Below are 15,639 nucleotides of genomic sequence, written 5' to 3' on the forward strand. Positions count from 1 at the left end.
TGTGCAGGGCGGTGGCGCCCTGGGAGGCGTTCGATGCCGGCCAAGGTCAAGCAGTCCAGACGGTCCGCAGTACGGCGCGGCGCGGGTGCGGGAGTGCTCGCCCTGGCGCTGCTCGGCGCGAGCCTGCCCGCGGCGGTGGCCGCGGGGTCCGGGTCCGATCAGGCCGACCGGCCGGGCATGGCCCGCTTCTACGAACAGAAGATCGCCTGGAGCCGCTGCAAGGGTCCGGACATGCCCAGGGACCTCCAGTGCGGCAAGGTGACCGTCCCGCTCGACTACGCCCACCCCGGCGCGGGCACGCTCGATCTCGCGCTGGCCCGGTACCGCGCGACCGGCTCCTCCCACCGCGCGCTGCTGCTGAACTTCGGCGGGCCGGGCGCCTCCGGAGTGACCCAGCTCGCGTCCGGCGGCAAGGAGTTCATGGACCTCACCAACGGCTCCGACGTGGTCGCCTTCGATCCGCGCGGGGTCGGCCGCTCCTCCCCCGTCAGCTGCGGCGCCGGTGAGGAGCCCCCCTCGGACTCCGCAGGCTCGGACACGAGCGTCGACATCGGCCGACCGCAGCAGCTGATGACCTTGCTCAAGCAGTCGGCGGAGCTGTGCGCCAAGTACTCCGGGCCGGTGCTCCGGCACATGGGCACGGTGGACGCGGCCCGCGACATGGACGTCATACGCCAGGCCCTCGGCCAGCGGAAGCTGGACTACTTGGGCTTCTCCTACGGCACCCGGCTCGGCGCGGTGTACGCGGCGCAGTTCCCGCGCAAGGTCGGCCGGATGGCCCTGGACGGGGTGGACACGCTGACCGAGCCGCTGTCCGAGCAGGGAGTGGCGGGCGCCCAGGGCCAGCAGACGGCGCTGGAGGGGTTCCTGGACTGGTGCGTGACCGACGTGGCATGCCCGTTCGGCCAGGACCGGCGGGCGGCGGACGAGCAGGTGCTCCAGCTGGTGCGGTCGCTGGACGACAGACCGGTGCCCTCGGACTTCGGCGGCAACCTCTCCGGCCAGGACCTGGTGGGCGCCATCGGGACGGGCCTTTACAGCAAGGATCTGTGGCCGTCCCTGGAGCGGGCGCTCGCCACGCTGGTGGAGGACGGGGACGCGCGCCGGGTGCTCGGCTTCGCCGCGGGCGGCTCCGGACTGCCGATGCGCGCGAACGGGTCCGGCCGGGGCGACGGCGGCCTGACCGATCCGCAGCAGGTACCGATCGACAACCTCACGGCCGCGCTGATGGCGGTCAACTGCGCGGACGACCCCGACCGGCCGACCGCCGCCCGCCTCACCAGGGATCTCGCGGAGCTGCGCGCCTCCTACGAGGCCGCCTCGCCCGTCTTCGGCCGCTACCGGCTCACCCAGCTGCTGATGTGCTACGGCCGCCCCAAGGGCACCGACTACATACGGGACGCGGTGAAGGACGTGCCGTCCTCCCGGATACTGCTGGTCGGCACGCGGGGCGACCCGGCGACGCCGTACCGCTGGACCGAGGAGACCGCCCGCCGGCTGGGTTCCTCGGCCGTGGTGCTCGACAACAAGGGCGACGGCCACACCGGTTACACCTCGTCCAAGTGTGTGCACCGCACGGTCGACGACTTCCTGATGTACGGGTCGCTGCCGTCCAGCGGCAGCTCGTGCCCGGCGGACGGAAAGGCGTGGAGCTCCACCGTGTCCACGGAACGTTGAGCGAAGAGTGACGCCGCAACTGCGGGGTCATGTCCGGCGTCACACCGGGTAGGCGCGGCCCCAGCCCGCCGTCCGGAACCGATCATGACAGGGGTGCTCCTCCATGCGTATCCGTACCGTCCACACCGTGCCCGTCCTCGCCGCGTCCGCCGCCATGCTGCTGGCCGCCACACCTGGCCAGGCGGCTCCGGCGCAGCAGGCCGCGCCCGCCCGGTGCGCCGAGCAGGCGCTCGCCATCCAGGCGAAGGCCGTGCGGGGGAGGACGACCGTCGTGCGCTTCTCGGTGACCAACTCCGGGTCGCGGGCCTGTCTCGTCGACCGGGTGCCGACGATCACCTTCGGTGACCTGGACGGCGCCGCGCTGCCGACGCCGGAGGGCGGCAGGGGCACGTACCGGCTGGACGCCGGGAAGACGGCCTACGGGGCGGTGCGCACCATCGGCGACCCGGCCGACCCGGAGGCACGGCGGTCCCCCTCTCTCGGCGTGTCGGCCTCGGCGTCCCAGTGGGGCCGGAGCTTCTCGGCCGCGCGGCTCGGCACCGGACGGCAGGTCCGGGTCTGGGAGCCGGTGACGACGTGGTGGCAGCCGACGCGCGCGAAGGCCGACCAGGCCATCGGCCTCGGCTGACGGCGGGCACCGGAGACGGGACCAGGTGAGCGGCGAACGCACGTCCGAGCGCGGTGCCGGAGTTCCTGAACATGGACCAAATCCCGTACAACTACTACGACTTGACTGGAACGGCGCCCAGTCCTCGGAGCCGCGCGGACCACTCCGGGAAGACTCTGGCATATGCCTGAAGCACCCTCGTATCGTGTGTTGCCAAATGCCTCACGGGGGTGCGCGGGCTGTGCCACAGTCGTAGCGGTCCCTCCGTTCGCCCTGGCCCTACCGTCCCCCCGGAGTGCGTCATGCCGCCCCCAGTCTCCGCGGACCGCCAGCCCGCCCAGCCACCAGGACGCGGCCCGGTCGAGGCGCTGATCTCGCGGACGCGGCGGCTGACGGGCGGCGTGGACGCGGAGCGGCGGGACGTGCGCGGAAGCGGGACGGACCAGGACCCCGAGGGACGCCGGCAAAGCGCCCTCTGCGACCTCGCCCCGCACCGGCTCGACGGTCTCGACGCCCACCTGGAGCGGTTACGGGCCGGGCCGGCCCCCGCCGAGCCGCTCGGAGGCGCTCCGTCCGGTCTGGTGGGCCGGGCGGAGTGGGGCCTTCTCACGGACGAGGCCGAGTGGTCGGAGGAGCTGTACCGCATCTTCGGCCTGGAGCCGTCCGTGCCCGCGCTCACCCTGGACGAACTCCCGGCGCTGGTCCATGAGGAGGACCGGCCACGGCTCACCGCGATGGTGACTGGCTGCCTGGTGGACGCCAGGCCGATCGACGGGGAGTTCCGCGTGCTGCGGCCCGACGACTCGGTGCGGACCGTGCGCATGAGGGGTGAACCCGTGCTGGGCCCGGACGGCGGCACGGTCTCCATGTGGGCCGTGGTCCGGGACGTGAGCGAACCGCCCCCGCATGGGCGGTCGGTGAGACCGGTGAGGCCGGCGAGCAGGGCCCCGGCACCGCCTCCTGCCCGGCGGCCTCTCCCGCAGGGGCCGCCGACCCTCGACCTCGCGGCGCACCACCTGCCGGGCCCACCTCCCCTTACGGCGGCGGCCGACTGGTGCGACGCGCTCGAACTACCGGGCGGAGCCGTCCTGCTGAGCGTCGGCGACCTCACCGGCTCAGACCCCGCAACGCTGCTCGGCGCCGTGCACGGCATGGCACTGGCGGGCACCCGCCCCGGTCGACTGCTGGCCATACTGGATCAGTTGGGTCCCAGCGTCGCGCTGCGCGGCGCCGTCTGCTGCCGTTACGAGCCGGGCAGCCGCACCCTCACCTGGGCCGGGTCGGGACGCCCCGTCCCGCTGCTGTTCCGCGACGGGACGGGCCGCCGGCTGACCGCGCCGGACGACCCGCCACCGAGCGCGCACTCCCCCTACGGGCAGGACGAAATCACCCTGCGGGCAGGCGACTTGCTCGTACTGCACACCGACCGGCTGAGCGACTCGGACGTGGCACGCGTGCTCGGTCTCGGTCCACGCCTGCGCACGGCCCGTACCGCGCGGGAGTGCGTGCGGTCGCTGGCCGGGGTACCGGGCGCGGGGCAGCACGGCGACGCCTGGGTGCTCGTCGCAAGGGTCCCGGAGTAGCGCGTACCCTGCGCTACGCCGGTGTCGCGCCTCCGTCCCGGCTGCTCCTGGGCCTGGGCAGGGCCTGCCTGATCTCCTCCCGCAGTGCGCCGACCTTGGGGCAGCTCGCGTGGTCCGCGGTCAGCCGGTACATCTCGCGCAGCCGGTCCCAGGTGCGGCGGGAGGAGTTGGCTCCCATCGCCATCAGCGCCAGCCGGGCGTACCGGTCGGCCTGTTCGGGGTCGTCCGCGATGAAGCAGGCCGAAGCCATGGAGAGGTGGTCGAAGATCTTCGACCGCTCCCGCCCGTCGGTCCTGAGCGCCAGCGCCTTCTGGGCGTAGTGCTGGGCGTGCACGGCCGCGCTCGGGTCGTGCTCGGCGAGCGTGCGATAGGCGAGGGCCTGCATGCCGTACAGATCCGCGTCCTTGAAGGTCTGCATCCAGTCGGGCCTGCGGGCGTCCTGGCGTTCGGAGACGAACAGGTCCTCGGCCTGGCCCAGGGTGCGGCGCATCGCCTGACCCCTGCCCATGGCCGCCTGCGCCCACGCCTCGATGGTGTGGAACATGGCCTTCGTTCTGGGCTGCAGCTCCTCCCCCGAACCGGACTGGGCCAGCTTCATCAGTTCCATGGCGTCGTCCGGGCGGCCCAGATGCACCATCTGGCGGGCCGCCCGTGACAGCGCCTCGCCGGCCCGGGGGCGGTCGCCGCCCTCGTGCGCGGCGTGCGTGGCTATGACGAAGTACTTCTGCGCCGTGGGCTCCAGACCCACGTCGTGGGACATCCAGCCCGCCAGGACCGCGAGGTTGGCGGCGACGCCCCACAGGCGCCGCTGGAGCTGAGGTGGATGGTGGTAGGCGAGCATGCCGCCCACCTCGTTGAGCTGGCCCACGACCGCCTTGCGCTGGAGGCCGCCGCCATGGGCGGCGTCCCAGGTCCGGAACACGTCTACCGAGCGCTCCAGTTCCTCGACCTCCTGAGACCCGATGGGGGCGGCCTCGTAGCGGTCGAATCCGGCGGGTTCCGCGTGCAGTGGGTCGTCGAGGACGGGGGCGTCGGCCCGGAGCGTGGGGTCGGTGTGCAGCCAGTCGTGCATGGCGCTGCTGAGTGTGGCTCCCGTGGCGAGCGCGGCACCCGCGCCCACCAAGCCGCGTCGGTTGAGCATGAGGTCCATTCCCGTGAATTCGGTGAGGACCGCGGCGGTTCGTTCGGGCGCCCACGGCACACCGGCGGGAACGTCGCTCTTCCCGTCGCCCTGCCGTTTCTCCGCGCGCCCGTGTCGTACCAGACCGAGATCCTCCATGGTCACGACACGGCCGAGACGCTCGGTGAACAGAGCCGCCAGCACCCGCGGCACCGGATCGCGCGGGATCTCTCCCATGTCGATCCACCGCCGCACCCGCGAGGTGTCCGTCGACAGCTGGGGGTGGCCCGAGGCCGCCGCCTGCCGATTGACCAGCCGCGCGAGTTCGCCCTTGGACCAGCCGGCCAGGCCGAACAGGTCCGCGAACCGGGTGTTGGGTTGTCCGCTCACGTCAAGCCCCCAGGTTCTCGGCTGAGTTGACAGTAGCCCCGTGCAGGTTGCCGGGCGACTATTCGCCAGGGGTTCGCCAGGGTGCGCCAGATGGTGTGCCAGTGGACTCGGGGTGTCAGGTAGGAAAGCGCCACCCCGGCCCGGCCGCCCAGGGACATTCCCCAGGGTGTGCCAGGGAGGACCGGGACGGGAGGGCGCGCGGTTCGTCACGAGCGACGCACAGGCAGGCACAGCAGGCACACGAAGGGATCTGTATCTCCCATGTACGCAGCATCGTCCTCCGTGTCCGCCCCGCCCCGGCCACCACGTCCCCGCCCCGTGGGCGGCGGACCGTATCTGGACCCGGCGGCGCGACCCGGAGCACCCCTCCTGGGTGTGGGCCGGGCACCACGCGTTCCCGGGCAGCCCGGCTCCCAGCCGCTCAGCGGCAGGCTGGACCTGTCCGGTCCCCAGGGAGCCCAGCTCCGTACCGCCATCGCCTCGGTCCAGCGGATCTGCCCGGAGTTCGCCCCGGTGCAGTTGCTGCGCCGCAGCGGACGGTCCGTCACCTTCGTCGGCACGACCGGCCGCAGCACGGCGGTCGCCAAGTGCCTGCTGGACCACGCGGCCGCCGCGGCGGAGCGCGTCCGGCACGAGATAGCCGCCTACCGCTCCTTCGTCCGGCACCGTCCGCCGGTGCGCGTACCGAGGCTGATCGCGGCCGACCCGGACAACTGCACGCTGGTGATCGAGCGGATGCCGGGCCGGGTTGCCTCGCACCGCCGCCACCCGCTGGAGGCGCCGCCGCGCGCCGACATCCGGGCCGCGCTCGGCGCGATCTGCCGGCTGAACGCCTGGCGGCCCCCGGCGGGCACGTTCGACACGCCGCTGGACTACGCGGCCCGAATCTCCCGCTATCACGAGCTGGGGCTGCTCACCGACCGCGACCTGGGCGACCTCCAGAAGCTGCTGCACGGCATCGCGCACATGGCAGGCCGCCAGGCCATGGGCCAGTTCTGCCACGGCGACGCGCTGCTGTCCAACATCCTGATGTCCCCGGCCGGCCCGGTGCTGGTCGACTGGGAGCACGCGGGCTGGTATCTGCCGGGGTACGACCTGGCCACCCTGTGGCTGGTCCTCGGGGATGCCCCGGACGCGCGCCGTCAGATCAGCCAGCTGGCCCAGTCGGGCGGCCCGGCCTCGCGCGACGCCTTCCTGGTGAACCTGATGCTGGTGCTGACCCGGGAGATCCGCGCCTACGAGACGGCGGTGCAGCGTTCGATGCACGGCGCTCCCCCGGCCCCGCTCCCGCCGGGTGTGACGCCCTCCGGCGAGGAGCAGCGCCTGCTGCTGCGAAGGCTGCACGACGACTGCCACATGGCCCGCCGGGCCGTACGCGCGGCGGTCGGCACCCGTTAGAGCGGGCCCGGAGCACCGCGGTACGCCCGAGCGGCGGCGTACCGCGGGTCAAGGGTGCCGGGCCTGCGGGGCGGCGGGATCACTGGTATACGCCACTGACGCCTCGCAGGCCCGCGCGCCATCAGCGCGAAACTCGCCCGAAACCCTTGTGACGTGGGAAATCACCTTCCCGAGGGCATCATTGACGGATCGTCGACAAGCCGGTACCACTGACCGAGCCCGGCGCCGTCCGTCCCGCCCCGCCCGTCACAGGAGGCCGCATTGCGAGGATTCGCCCCCGACCCGTCGACCGCACCCGGCGTCAGACGCCTGAAGCGGACGGCCGGAACGCTCGCCACGGCCGCCCTGGTGCTGCCGCTGCTCGGCGCCGCCCCGGCCGCGCCCACCACTCCCCCGGCCGACCAGAAGCTCCAGCGCGCCTTCGGCAGCGCGGCCGCCGAGTACCACGTGCCGCAGAGCGTGCTGCTGGCCGTCTCCTATCTCCAGTCCCGCTGGGACGCGCACGCCGGGGCGCCCAGCGTCAGCGGCGGCTACGGCCCGATGCACCTCACCGACGCCCGCACCGCGCTGGCCGCGACCGAGCATCACGCGGAGGGCAGCGAGGACGCGCGCGGTGACAGCGCCCGCGCACCGCTGCGCCCCGAGGCCAGGGCGCCCGCCCCGGCGAAGCTGCCCGCCCGGCTGACCACGCTGCGCCGCGCGGCGGAGCTGACCGGTCTCCCGGCGGCCCGGCTGCGCACCGACCCCGCCGCCAACATCGCCGGCGGCGCCGCACTGCTGGCCGCCGCACAGCGGACGCTGGGCGAGCCGCTCAGCGCCGACCCGGCCGACTGGTACGGCGCGGTGGCCCGCTTCTCCGCCGCCGACGACCAGGCCACGGCCGCCGCGTACGCGAACGACGTGTACGACGTGCTGCGCGCCGGTGAGCAGCGCACCACCGATGCCGGTCAGCGGGTGGCGCTGGCGGGGAATCCCCGACTGCGCGCCGACACCGCCCAGTTGGGGCTGACCGGACTGCGTGCCGCACGCGCGGACGAGGTGGAGTGCCCGAGGTCGGTGTCGTGCGTGTCGGTCCCGGCGCCGTACGAGGAGTTCGGGGACGGCGACTACGGCAACCACGACCTCGGGGTCCGGCCCGCCGCCCAGCGGGTCGAGTACATCGTCATCCATGACACCGAGGGCGTCTGGGACGGGGTGCTGAACCTGGTCCAGGACCCGACGTACGTGTCCTGGAACTACACGATCCGCTCCACCGACGGTCTGATCGCCCAGCATGTGAAGGCGAAGGACGTCGCCTGGCACGCGGGGAACTGGTATGTGAACGCCCGCTCCGTGGGCATCGAGCACGAGGGCTTCCTCACCGCGCCGGACACCTGGTACACCGAGGCCATGTACCGGTCCTCGGCCCGGCTGGTGAAGTACCTGTCCCGCGCGTACGGCGTGCCGCTGGACCGGCAGCACATCCTGGGCCACGAGAACGTGCCCGGTCCGACCACGGCCACGATCCCCGGCATGCACACCGACCCCGGCCCGTACTGGGACTGGCGGCACTACTTCGAGTTGCTCGGCCACCCCTTCAAGCGCACCGGCACCAGCCGTTCCGGCCTGGTGACGATCCTGCCGGACTACGCGGCCAACCAGCCGGTGTACACGGGCTGCGCGACGAAGGGCGAGCCGTGCCCGGCGCACGGTTCCGGCGAGGTGCGGCTGTACGCCGACCACGACGTGAACGCGCCGCTGATCAAGGACATCGGTCTGGGCACCGAGCCGACCGACGGGGTCAACGACCTGTCCTCGCGGGTCTCCACCGGCCAGCAGTACGCGGTAGCGGACCGCTGGGGCGAGTGGACGGCGATCTGGTACCTGGGGCAGAAGGCGTGGTTCCGGAACCCGCACCGCGAGCGCACGGCGGTCCCCGCGTCCGGGGTCACGATCACCCCGAAGGCGGGCCTGGCGAGCGTCCCGGTCTACGGCCGCGCCTACCCCGAGAAGGAGGCGTACCCGGCGGGCGTTCCCGCACAGTCGGTGGTGCCGCTGCCGTACACGATCCCGGCCGGGCAGAAGTACGTCGTAGGTGACCGGGTGCCGGGCGAGTACTACTACTCGGTCACCTTCACCGAGGACTCGCACCAGGTGATCACCGGGAAGGACCTGTACTACGAGATCCAGTACGGCCACCGGGTCGGCTTCGTCCGTGCGGCGGACGTGGACCTGGCGGCCGCCCGCCGCTAGCGGGGCGAGGGGGTCCTCAGCCCTGCTGGAACAGCTCCGCCGGGAGCGGCTTCAGCAGGGCGTACAGGTCGTCGGTGATGGGGCGGTCCCAGGCGGCGATGGTCACCAGGACGCCGTCGCTGCGGTCGAACTGCACGCAGGAGATCCGGCCCTCGGAGAGCTTGAGGCGGCGCACGATCAGCAGGTTGTCGCCCTGGAGGACGGGCATGTCCTCGGAGCCGACGACGGTGACCTCCTCCTCGTTGTCCAGCGCCAGCAGCAGCTGTGCGACCTCGAAGGGGATCTCGCCCTCGGCGGTGTCCCGGGCCGGGGAGCCCTCGGGCAGGTTGCCGATGATCATGGCGGGGCCGCGGCCGCCGAACAGGTCGTAGCGCAGGAAGACGCCCTGGCAGCTTCCGTCGGGGGCGGGCAGCAGGCCGGCGCCGAGGTTGCCGGGCCAGTCGCCGGGGTCCATGGCCAGCACGTCGAAGTCTGGTCCGGCGGGATTGGCGCTGCGGCGGCGGAGGAACGACATGCGGCCAATGGTACGTGCCCCGGCCCGCTCCACGGCGTGCGGGAGCACTCCCGGCATGGCCTCGCGCGGGGTCACTCCTCGGCGGGTCCGGACGGCACGACGGCGACGGGGCCGGCCGCGTGCAGCAGGACGGCCTGGGTGACCGAACCCAGCATCCGGGTGGGCACGCGCAGCCGGCGCCGGTGGCGGCCGACGACGACCAGAGCGGCGCCCGCGGAGAGGGCGACCAGCTGTCCGGCGGCGTCGCCCGGCAGCGCCTCGGCCGCCGCGTCGACGCCGGGGTACTGGGCCCGCAGCGGGTCGAGAAAGCCCTCGGCGAGGACCCGGGTGTCGCTCTCGACGGCGATCTGGTCGACGGGCGGGGGCACCAGCTGGCCGGGGGCCGCCCAGGTCTGTACGGGCCAGGGGTAGGCGGCGATCACCTGGAGGCGGGCGCCGAGCAGGGACGCCTCGGCGAAGGCGAAGCCGAGGACGCCGTCGTCGGGGCTGTCGACGTGCAGCCCGACGACGACCCGGGGGCCGGTCTCGGCCGGGGGTTCGGCGTGCACCTGGCGGCCGGGCCGGGGGACGACGACCACGGGGCAGCCGGCGTCCCGGGCGACGGCGAGGGAGCTGGAGCCCAGGAGCAGGCTGGCGAAGCCGCCCCGGCCGCGTGAGCCGAGGACCAGCAGCTGCGCGTCGACGCCGAGTTCGGGCAGGACCGCGCCGGGTACGCCCTCGACGGCGACGTATTCCACGGTGGGCAGGCCGGGACGGTCGGCGAGCCGGTCGCGGACCTCGTCCAGGACGGGGTCGCCGCTGTCGTCGGGCGGGTCGGCGACGAGGATGTCGGCCTCGCCCCAGGCCGCGTACTGGCGCACATGGACGACGCGCAGCGGTGCGACGCGGCGGCGGGCCGCCTCCAGGGCCCAGTCCAGGGCGCGCAGGCTGTCCTCGGAACCGTCGACCGCGGCGATGACCGGTACAGCGCTCATCGTTGCTCACCTCCCGGGATGCGGGCTTCCCCCTGCCGGGGCGGGCCTCTTGCCGGGGCCAGCCTCGCTCAGGGGGCGCTCCGGAGAGGGCGCCTGGGGCGCGTGTTGGGCATTCGCGGCCGGAACACCCCCGGTCGGCTCCTGCCCTGGCCCCGCCGGTGGGTCAGGTGAGGTCGAACTCTCCCTCGCGGGCCCCGGAGACGAAGGCGCCCCATTCGGCGGGGGTGAAGATCAGGGAGGGGCTCTCGGGGCGGCGGCTGTTGCGCATCGCGATGAAGCCCTCGACGAAGGCGATCTGGACATCGCCCCGGCCTCCGCTGCTGGACTGCCACCGGGCCCCGCTGAGGTCCAGGTCCGGCTTGTCCCAGCCTGTGAGCGACTGCTGCTGGATGGTGCTCTCGGCCACGTCCGTGCTCCTCCCATGACGTCGTCCCCGGCTCAGCCTAGCGATCGGTCTCGGCGGCGCACAGGTCACCCGGGGGGGACCTTGGGACGGGTGGGTGTACGCGGTCGCCCTTCGCGCGCGGAAAAATCCCGGCCGGCCTCTTGCCCGGGGCGCGACGGCCTGAATTACTGGCCTCGCAAGATCGACCGAATGATCGGTCGCCCGTATCGCGTGGCGCGCGGCGTGTCGTATCGCGGGTCATGACGCATGTCGTGGCGCGGGTCGTGTGCGAAGGGAAGTCCCGGTGGCGGATGAGACGGACCTGCGGGACGCGGGCGAGCGGCTCGGGCCCGAGGAGCTGCGGGCGCTCCAGCTGGAGCGGCTGCGGGCCTCGCTGCGGCACGCCTACGCCCATGTGCCGTTCTACCGCGAGTCCTTCGACAGGGCGGGGGTGCGCCCCGAGGACTGCCGGTCGCTGGCCGACCTCGCGCACTTCCCGTTCACCACCAAGGCGGACCTGCGGGCGAACTACCCGTACGGGATGTTCGCGGTGCCCAGGGAGCGGGTGCGGCGGCTGCATGCCTCCAGCGGGACGACGGGGCTGCCCACGGTGGTCGGCTACACCGACAACGACCTCTCGGTGTGGGCGGACATGGTGGCCCGCTCGATCCGGGCGGCGGGCGGGCGGCCGGGTGACATCGTCCATGTGGCGTACGGCTACGGCCTGTTCACCGGAGGACTGGGCGCGCACTACGGCGCCGAGCGACTGGGCTGCACGGTGGTGCCCGCCTCCGGGGGCATGACGTCCCGGCAGGTGCGGCTGATCCAGGATCTGGCGCCCGGCGTCATCATGGTCACCCCCTCGTACATGCTGACGCTGCTGGACGAGTTCGAGCGGCAGGGTGTGGACCCGCGCTCCACCTCGCTGCGCGTCGGGGTGTTCGGGGCGGAGCCCTGGACGGAGAGCATGCGGGGGGAGATCGAGGAGCGGTTCGCCATCGACGCCGTGGACATCTACGGGCTGTCGGAGGTGATCGGTCCGGGGGTGGCGCAGGAGTGCGTGGAGACCAAGGACGGCCTGCATGTGTGGGAGGACCACTTCTATCCGGAGGTCGTGGACGCGGTCACCGGTGAGGTGCTGCCGGAGGGCGAGCGGGGCGAGCTGGTGTTCACCTCGCTCACCAAGGAGGCCATGCCGGTCGTCCGCTACCGGACGCGGGATCTGACCCGGCTGCTGCCGGGGACGGCCCGGGTGTTCCGGCGGATGGAGAAGGTCACCGGGCGCAGCGACGACATGGTGATCCTGCGCGGGGTCAATCTGTTCCCGACCCAGATCGAGGAGATCGTGCTGCGCACCCCCGGTGTGGCGCCGCACTTCCAGCTCCGGCTGACCCGGGAGGGACGCATGGACGCGCTCACCGTACGGGCGGAGGCGCGTCCGGGTGCCGTGCCGGAGGTGCGGGAGGCGGCGGTCCGGTCGATCGCGGCGGCGGCGAAGGACGGGATCGGGGTGTCGGTGTCCGTGGAGATCGTGGAGCCGGAGTCGCTGGAACGGTCGGTGGGCAAGATCCGCCGCATCGTGGACCTGCGCCCCCGCTAGCCCAGCCGCTCGCGCAGCTCCCGCTTGAGGATCTTGCCGCTGGCGTTGCGCGGGAGTTCGGCCACGAAGTGCACCCGCTTGGGTGCCTTGAAGGCGGGCAGCTCCTCGCGGACGTGGGCGATCAGCGCGTCCTCGGTGATGTCGCCCCGGGGGACGACGACCGCGGTGACGGCCTCGATCCAGCGGTCGTCCGGCAGCCCGATCACGGCGGCCTCCGCGACCGCCTCGTGGGTGTAGAGGGCGTCCTCGACCTGGCGGGAGGCGACGAGCACGCCGCCGGAGTTGATGACGTCCTTCACCCGGTCGACGATTCGGAAGTAGCCGTCGGCGTCCCGGACCGCGAGGTCGCCGGAGTGGAACCAGCCGTCCCGGAACGCGGCCGCGGTCTCCTCGGGCTTGTCCCAGTAGCCCTCGCAGAGCTGGGGCGAGCGGTACACGATCTCGCCGGGGGTGCCGTCCGGCACGTCCCGGCCCTCCTCGTCCACCACACGGGCGTCCACGAACAGCACGGTGCGGCCGCAGGAGTCCAGGCGGCCCTTGTGCTCGTTCGGGGCGAGCACGGTGGCGAGCGGGCCGATCTCGCTCTGCCCGAAGCAGTTGTAGAAGGCGAGCTTCGGCAGGCGTTCACGCAGCCGCTCCAGTACCGGCACCGGCATGATCGACGCGCCGTAGTACGCCTTGCGCAGGCCGCTCAGGTCGCGGTCGGCGAAGTCGGGGCGGCCCGCGAGCGCGATCCACACGGTGGGCGGGGCGAACAGGCTGTCGCAGCGGCCCGCCTCGATCAGCGGGAGGAGGCGGTCGCCGTCGGGGGCGTCGAGGATCGTGCTGGTCGCGCCGACGGCGAGGTAGGGCAGCAGGAAGACGTGCAACTGCGCCGAGTGGTAGAGCGGCAGCGCGTGCACGGGCAGGTCGCCGGCGCTCAGGTCGAGGGCGGTGATGGCGCTGAGGTACTCGTGGACGAGGGCCCGGTGGGTCATCATCGCGCCCTTGGGCAGCGCGGTCGTGCCGGAGGTGTAGAGGAGTTGGACGAGGTCCTCGGTGCGCGGCTCGGGCCCGTGGTACGGCTCGGTGCCGGCCAGCCCCGCGAGCAGGGAGTCCTCGGCGTCGCGCAGCGGGAGGGTGCGGGTGCCGGCCGGGAGCCGGCCGGCGAGGGCCGGGTCAGTGAGGGTGAGGGCGCTGCCGGACTGGTCGAGCAGGTAGGCGAGGTCGGCGCCGGTGAGGTTCTGGTTGACCGGGACGTGGACGAGGCCCGCGCGGGCACAGCCGAGGAAGGCGATGAGGTAGGCGTCGGAGTTGTGCCCGTAGGCGGCGACCCGGTCGCCCTTGGTGAGGCCCCGGGCCAGCAGCAGGGCGGCGGCCCGGGAGACGGCGTCGTCGAGTTCCGCGTAGGTCCAGGAGCGTTCGCCGTACTTGAGCGCCACGCGTGCCGGGGTGCGGCGGGCGCTGCGGCGCAGCACTCCGTCGACGGTGCTGCCGTGTCCCTGTGTCATGGGAGCCGATCCTCGGGCCGGCGGACCCCCAGGTCAAGATCCTCGGCGGTGGCCGTCACTCCCCCAGCACGGCCATCGCCGCGTTGTGTCCCGGTACTCCGCTGACCCCGCCGCCGCGCACCGCGCCCGCGCCGCACAGCAGGACGTTGGCGTGCCGGGTCTCCACGCCCCAGCGGCCGGTGCCGTCCTGGGCGTAGGGCCAGGTGAGGGCCCGGTGGAAGATGTTGCCGCCGGGCAGGCCGAGGTCGCGCTCCAGGTCGAGCGGGGTCCTGGCCTCGACGCAGGGGCGGCCGTCGGCATCGGTGGCCAGGCAGTCCGCGAGGGGCTCGGCGAGGTGGGCGTCGAGCTGGGCGAGGGTGGACTTCAGGAGTTCCTCGCGTACGGCGTCGTTGTCGTTGGTGAAGAGGCGGGCGGGGGTGTGCAGGCCGAAGAGGGTGAGGGTCTGGTAGCAGCGCCCGGCGAGCCCGGGGCCGAGGATGGTGGGGTCGGTCAGGGTGTGGCAGTAGATCTCCGAGGGCGGGACGGCGGGGAGTCGGCCCGCTGCGGCCTGGGCGTGGGCGGTGGCGAGCTGCTGGTAGCCCTCGGCGATGTGGAAGGTCCCGGCGAACGCCTCACGCGGGTCGACGGAGCTGTCCCTGAGCCGGGGCAGCCGCTTGAGCAGCATGTTCACCTTGAGCTGTGCGCCCTCGGCGGGCTCGGGCGCCAAGTCACCGGTCAGGTTGGCCAGTTCGCGCGGGGAGGCGTTGACGAGGACGTGCCGCGCGGCGGCGACGCCTTCACCTTCGGCGGTGCGGTAGGTGACCTCGGCGGTACGGCCGTCGGTGTCGATACGGAGTGCTTCGTGTCCGGTGGCGATCTCGGCTCCGGCCGCGCGGGCGGCGCCGGCGAGGGCGTCGGTGAGAGCGCCCATGCCGCCGACGGGGACGTCCCAGGCGCCGGTGCCGCCGCCGATGACGTGGTAGAGGAAGCAGCGGTTCTGGGCGAGGGAGGGATCGTGGGCGTCGGCGAAGGTGCCGATCAGCGCGTCGGTGAGGACGACGCCCCGCACCAGGTCGTCGTGGAAGTTCTCCTCGACGGCGACACCGATCGGCTCCTCGAACAGCACTCGCCAGGCGGCCTCGTCGGCGACGCGGGCGCGTAGTCCGGCACGGGTGGGCAGCGGCTCGGTGAGGGTCGGGAAGACCCGCCGGGCGACCTCGCCGGTCATGCCGTAGAAGCGCTGCCAGGCGGTGAACTCGCGTGCGTCGCCCGTCAGTTCCGCGAAGGCCCGGCGGGTGCGCTCCTCGCCGCCCCCGACGAGCAGCCCGGTGGCCCGCCCGCCGCGCTCGACGGGGGTGTACGAGGAGATGGTGCGGCTCCGCACCCGGAAGTCCAGTCCGAGGTCCCGGACGATCTTGTCCGGCAGCAGGCTGACGAGGTAGGAGTACCGCGACAGCCGGGCGTCGACCCCGGCGAACGGCCTGCTGGACACGGCCGCCCCGCCGGTGTGACCGAGCCGCTCCAGCAGCAGGACCGAGCGCCCGGCGCGCGCCAGGTAGGCGGCGGCGACCAGGCCGTTGTGGCCCCCGCCGACGATGACGGCGTCGTATGTCCGGGTTCCCTCGTGTGCGGGCATGGTTCTTGGTAGCACGGTTGATCTTCGTCGGGTAGGGGTGCGCCGGGGCTAGTC

The 15,639-nt window shown here is 73.2% G+C and carries 12 protein-coding genes; 6 read left to right on the forward strand and 6 right to left on the reverse strand.

Annotated elements, in window-relative coordinates; all coding sequences use genetic code 11:
* The first annotated feature begins 33 nt into the window (after positions 1-33).
* The 3 genes from ACFWN1_RS12465 (at position 34) to ACFWN1_RS12475 (ending at position 3,867) form a co-directional block, all read left to right on the forward strand.
* Positions 34-1,677, forward strand: a complete 1,644-nt coding sequence (locus ACFWN1_RS12465) for an alpha/beta hydrolase (RefSeq protein ID WP_384360388.1) — start codon at positions 34-36, stop codon at positions 1,675-1,677.
* A gap of 103 nt (positions 1,678-1,780) precedes the next feature.
* Positions 1,781-2,305, forward strand: coding sequence for a DUF4232 domain-containing protein (locus ACFWN1_RS12470; RefSeq protein ID WP_384360389.1), 525 nt, complete (start codon positions 1,781-1,783; stop codon positions 2,303-2,305).
* A gap of 281 nt (positions 2,306-2,586) precedes the next feature.
* Entirely contained in the window at positions 2,587-3,867 is a 1,281-nt protein-coding gene (locus tag ACFWN1_RS12475) for a SpoIIE family protein phosphatase (RefSeq protein WP_384360391.1), read from the forward strand.
* 13 nt (positions 3,868-3,880) lie between these two features.
* On the opposite strand, the gene ACFWN1_RS12480 is transcribed toward ACFWN1_RS12475, so the two are convergent.
* Positions 3,881-5,377, reverse strand: a complete 1,497-nt coding sequence (locus ACFWN1_RS12480) for a hypothetical protein (protein ID WP_384360393.1) — start codon at positions 5,375-5,377, stop codon at positions 3,881-3,883.
* Positions 5,378-5,638: 261 nt separating this feature from the next.
* Here ACFWN1_RS12480 and ACFWN1_RS12485 point away from each other — a divergent pair, with 261 nt between their 5' ends.
* Positions 5,639-6,775, forward strand: coding sequence for an aminoglycoside phosphotransferase family protein (locus ACFWN1_RS12485; RefSeq protein WP_384360395.1), 1,137 nt, complete (start codon positions 5,639-5,641; stop codon positions 6,773-6,775).
* 261 nt (positions 6,776-7,036) lie between these two features.
* The gene (locus ACFWN1_RS12490) at positions 7,037-9,007 is read left to right on the forward strand and encodes an N-acetylmuramoyl-L-alanine amidase (RefSeq protein WP_384360397.1); all 1,971 of its coding nucleotides are present in this window, start codon (positions 7,037-7,039) and stop codon (positions 9,005-9,007) included.
* A 16-nt stretch (positions 9,008-9,023) separates the two neighbouring features.
* On the opposite strand, the gene ACFWN1_RS12495 is transcribed toward ACFWN1_RS12490, so the two are convergent.
* The 3 genes from ACFWN1_RS12495 to ACFWN1_RS12505 all read right to left on the reverse strand — a co-directional run bounded on the left by ACFWN1_RS12495 (position 9,024) and on the right by ACFWN1_RS12505 (position 10,901).
* Positions 9,024-9,521, reverse strand: coding sequence for a hypothetical protein (locus tag ACFWN1_RS12495; RefSeq protein ID WP_384360399.1), 498 nt, complete (start codon positions 9,519-9,521; stop codon positions 9,024-9,026).
* Between the two features lie 71 nt (positions 9,522-9,592).
* Positions 9,593-10,495, reverse strand: coding sequence for a universal stress protein (locus ACFWN1_RS12500; RefSeq protein WP_384360401.1), 903 nt, complete (start codon positions 10,493-10,495; stop codon positions 9,593-9,595).
* A gap of 163 nt (positions 10,496-10,658) precedes the next feature.
* Positions 10,659-10,901, reverse strand: a complete 243-nt coding sequence (locus ACFWN1_RS12505; protein WP_384360403.1) for a DUF397 domain-containing protein — start codon at positions 10,899-10,901, stop codon at positions 10,659-10,661.
* A gap of 283 nt (positions 10,902-11,184) precedes the next feature.
* On the opposite strand from ACFWN1_RS12505, the gene paaK reads away from it, so the two are divergent.
* Positions 11,185-12,480 carry a phenylacetate--CoA ligase PaaK gene (gene paaK, locus ACFWN1_RS12510; RefSeq protein WP_384360405.1) on the forward strand — a complete coding sequence of 432 codons (1,296 nt, stop codon included), beginning with the start codon at positions 11,185-11,187 and terminating at the stop codon, positions 12,478-12,480.
* On the opposite strand, the gene ACFWN1_RS12515 is transcribed toward paaK, so the two are convergent.
* Both ACFWN1_RS12515 and ACFWN1_RS12520 read right to left on the reverse strand, forming a co-directional pair.
* The gene (locus tag ACFWN1_RS12515) at positions 12,477-13,970 is read right to left on the reverse strand and encodes an acyl-CoA synthetase (RefSeq protein ID WP_384360407.1); all 1,494 of its coding nucleotides are present in this window, start codon (positions 13,968-13,970) and stop codon (positions 12,477-12,479) included. The two genes, paaK and ACFWN1_RS12515, sit on opposite strands and share 4 nt — an antisense overlap.
* Positions 13,971-14,025: 55 nt before the next feature.
* Complete coding sequence (locus ACFWN1_RS12520) at positions 14,026-15,585, reverse strand: phytoene desaturase family protein (protein ID WP_384360409.1); 1,560 nt, start codon at positions 15,583-15,585, stop codon at positions 14,026-14,028.
* Positions 15,586-15,639: the final 54 nt, after the last annotated feature.

Origin of the sequence: Streptomyces sp. NPDC058459 (assembly GCF_042721685.1) — a bacterium.
GTDB lineage: Bacteria > Actinomycetota > Actinomycetes > Streptomycetales > Streptomycetaceae > Streptomyces.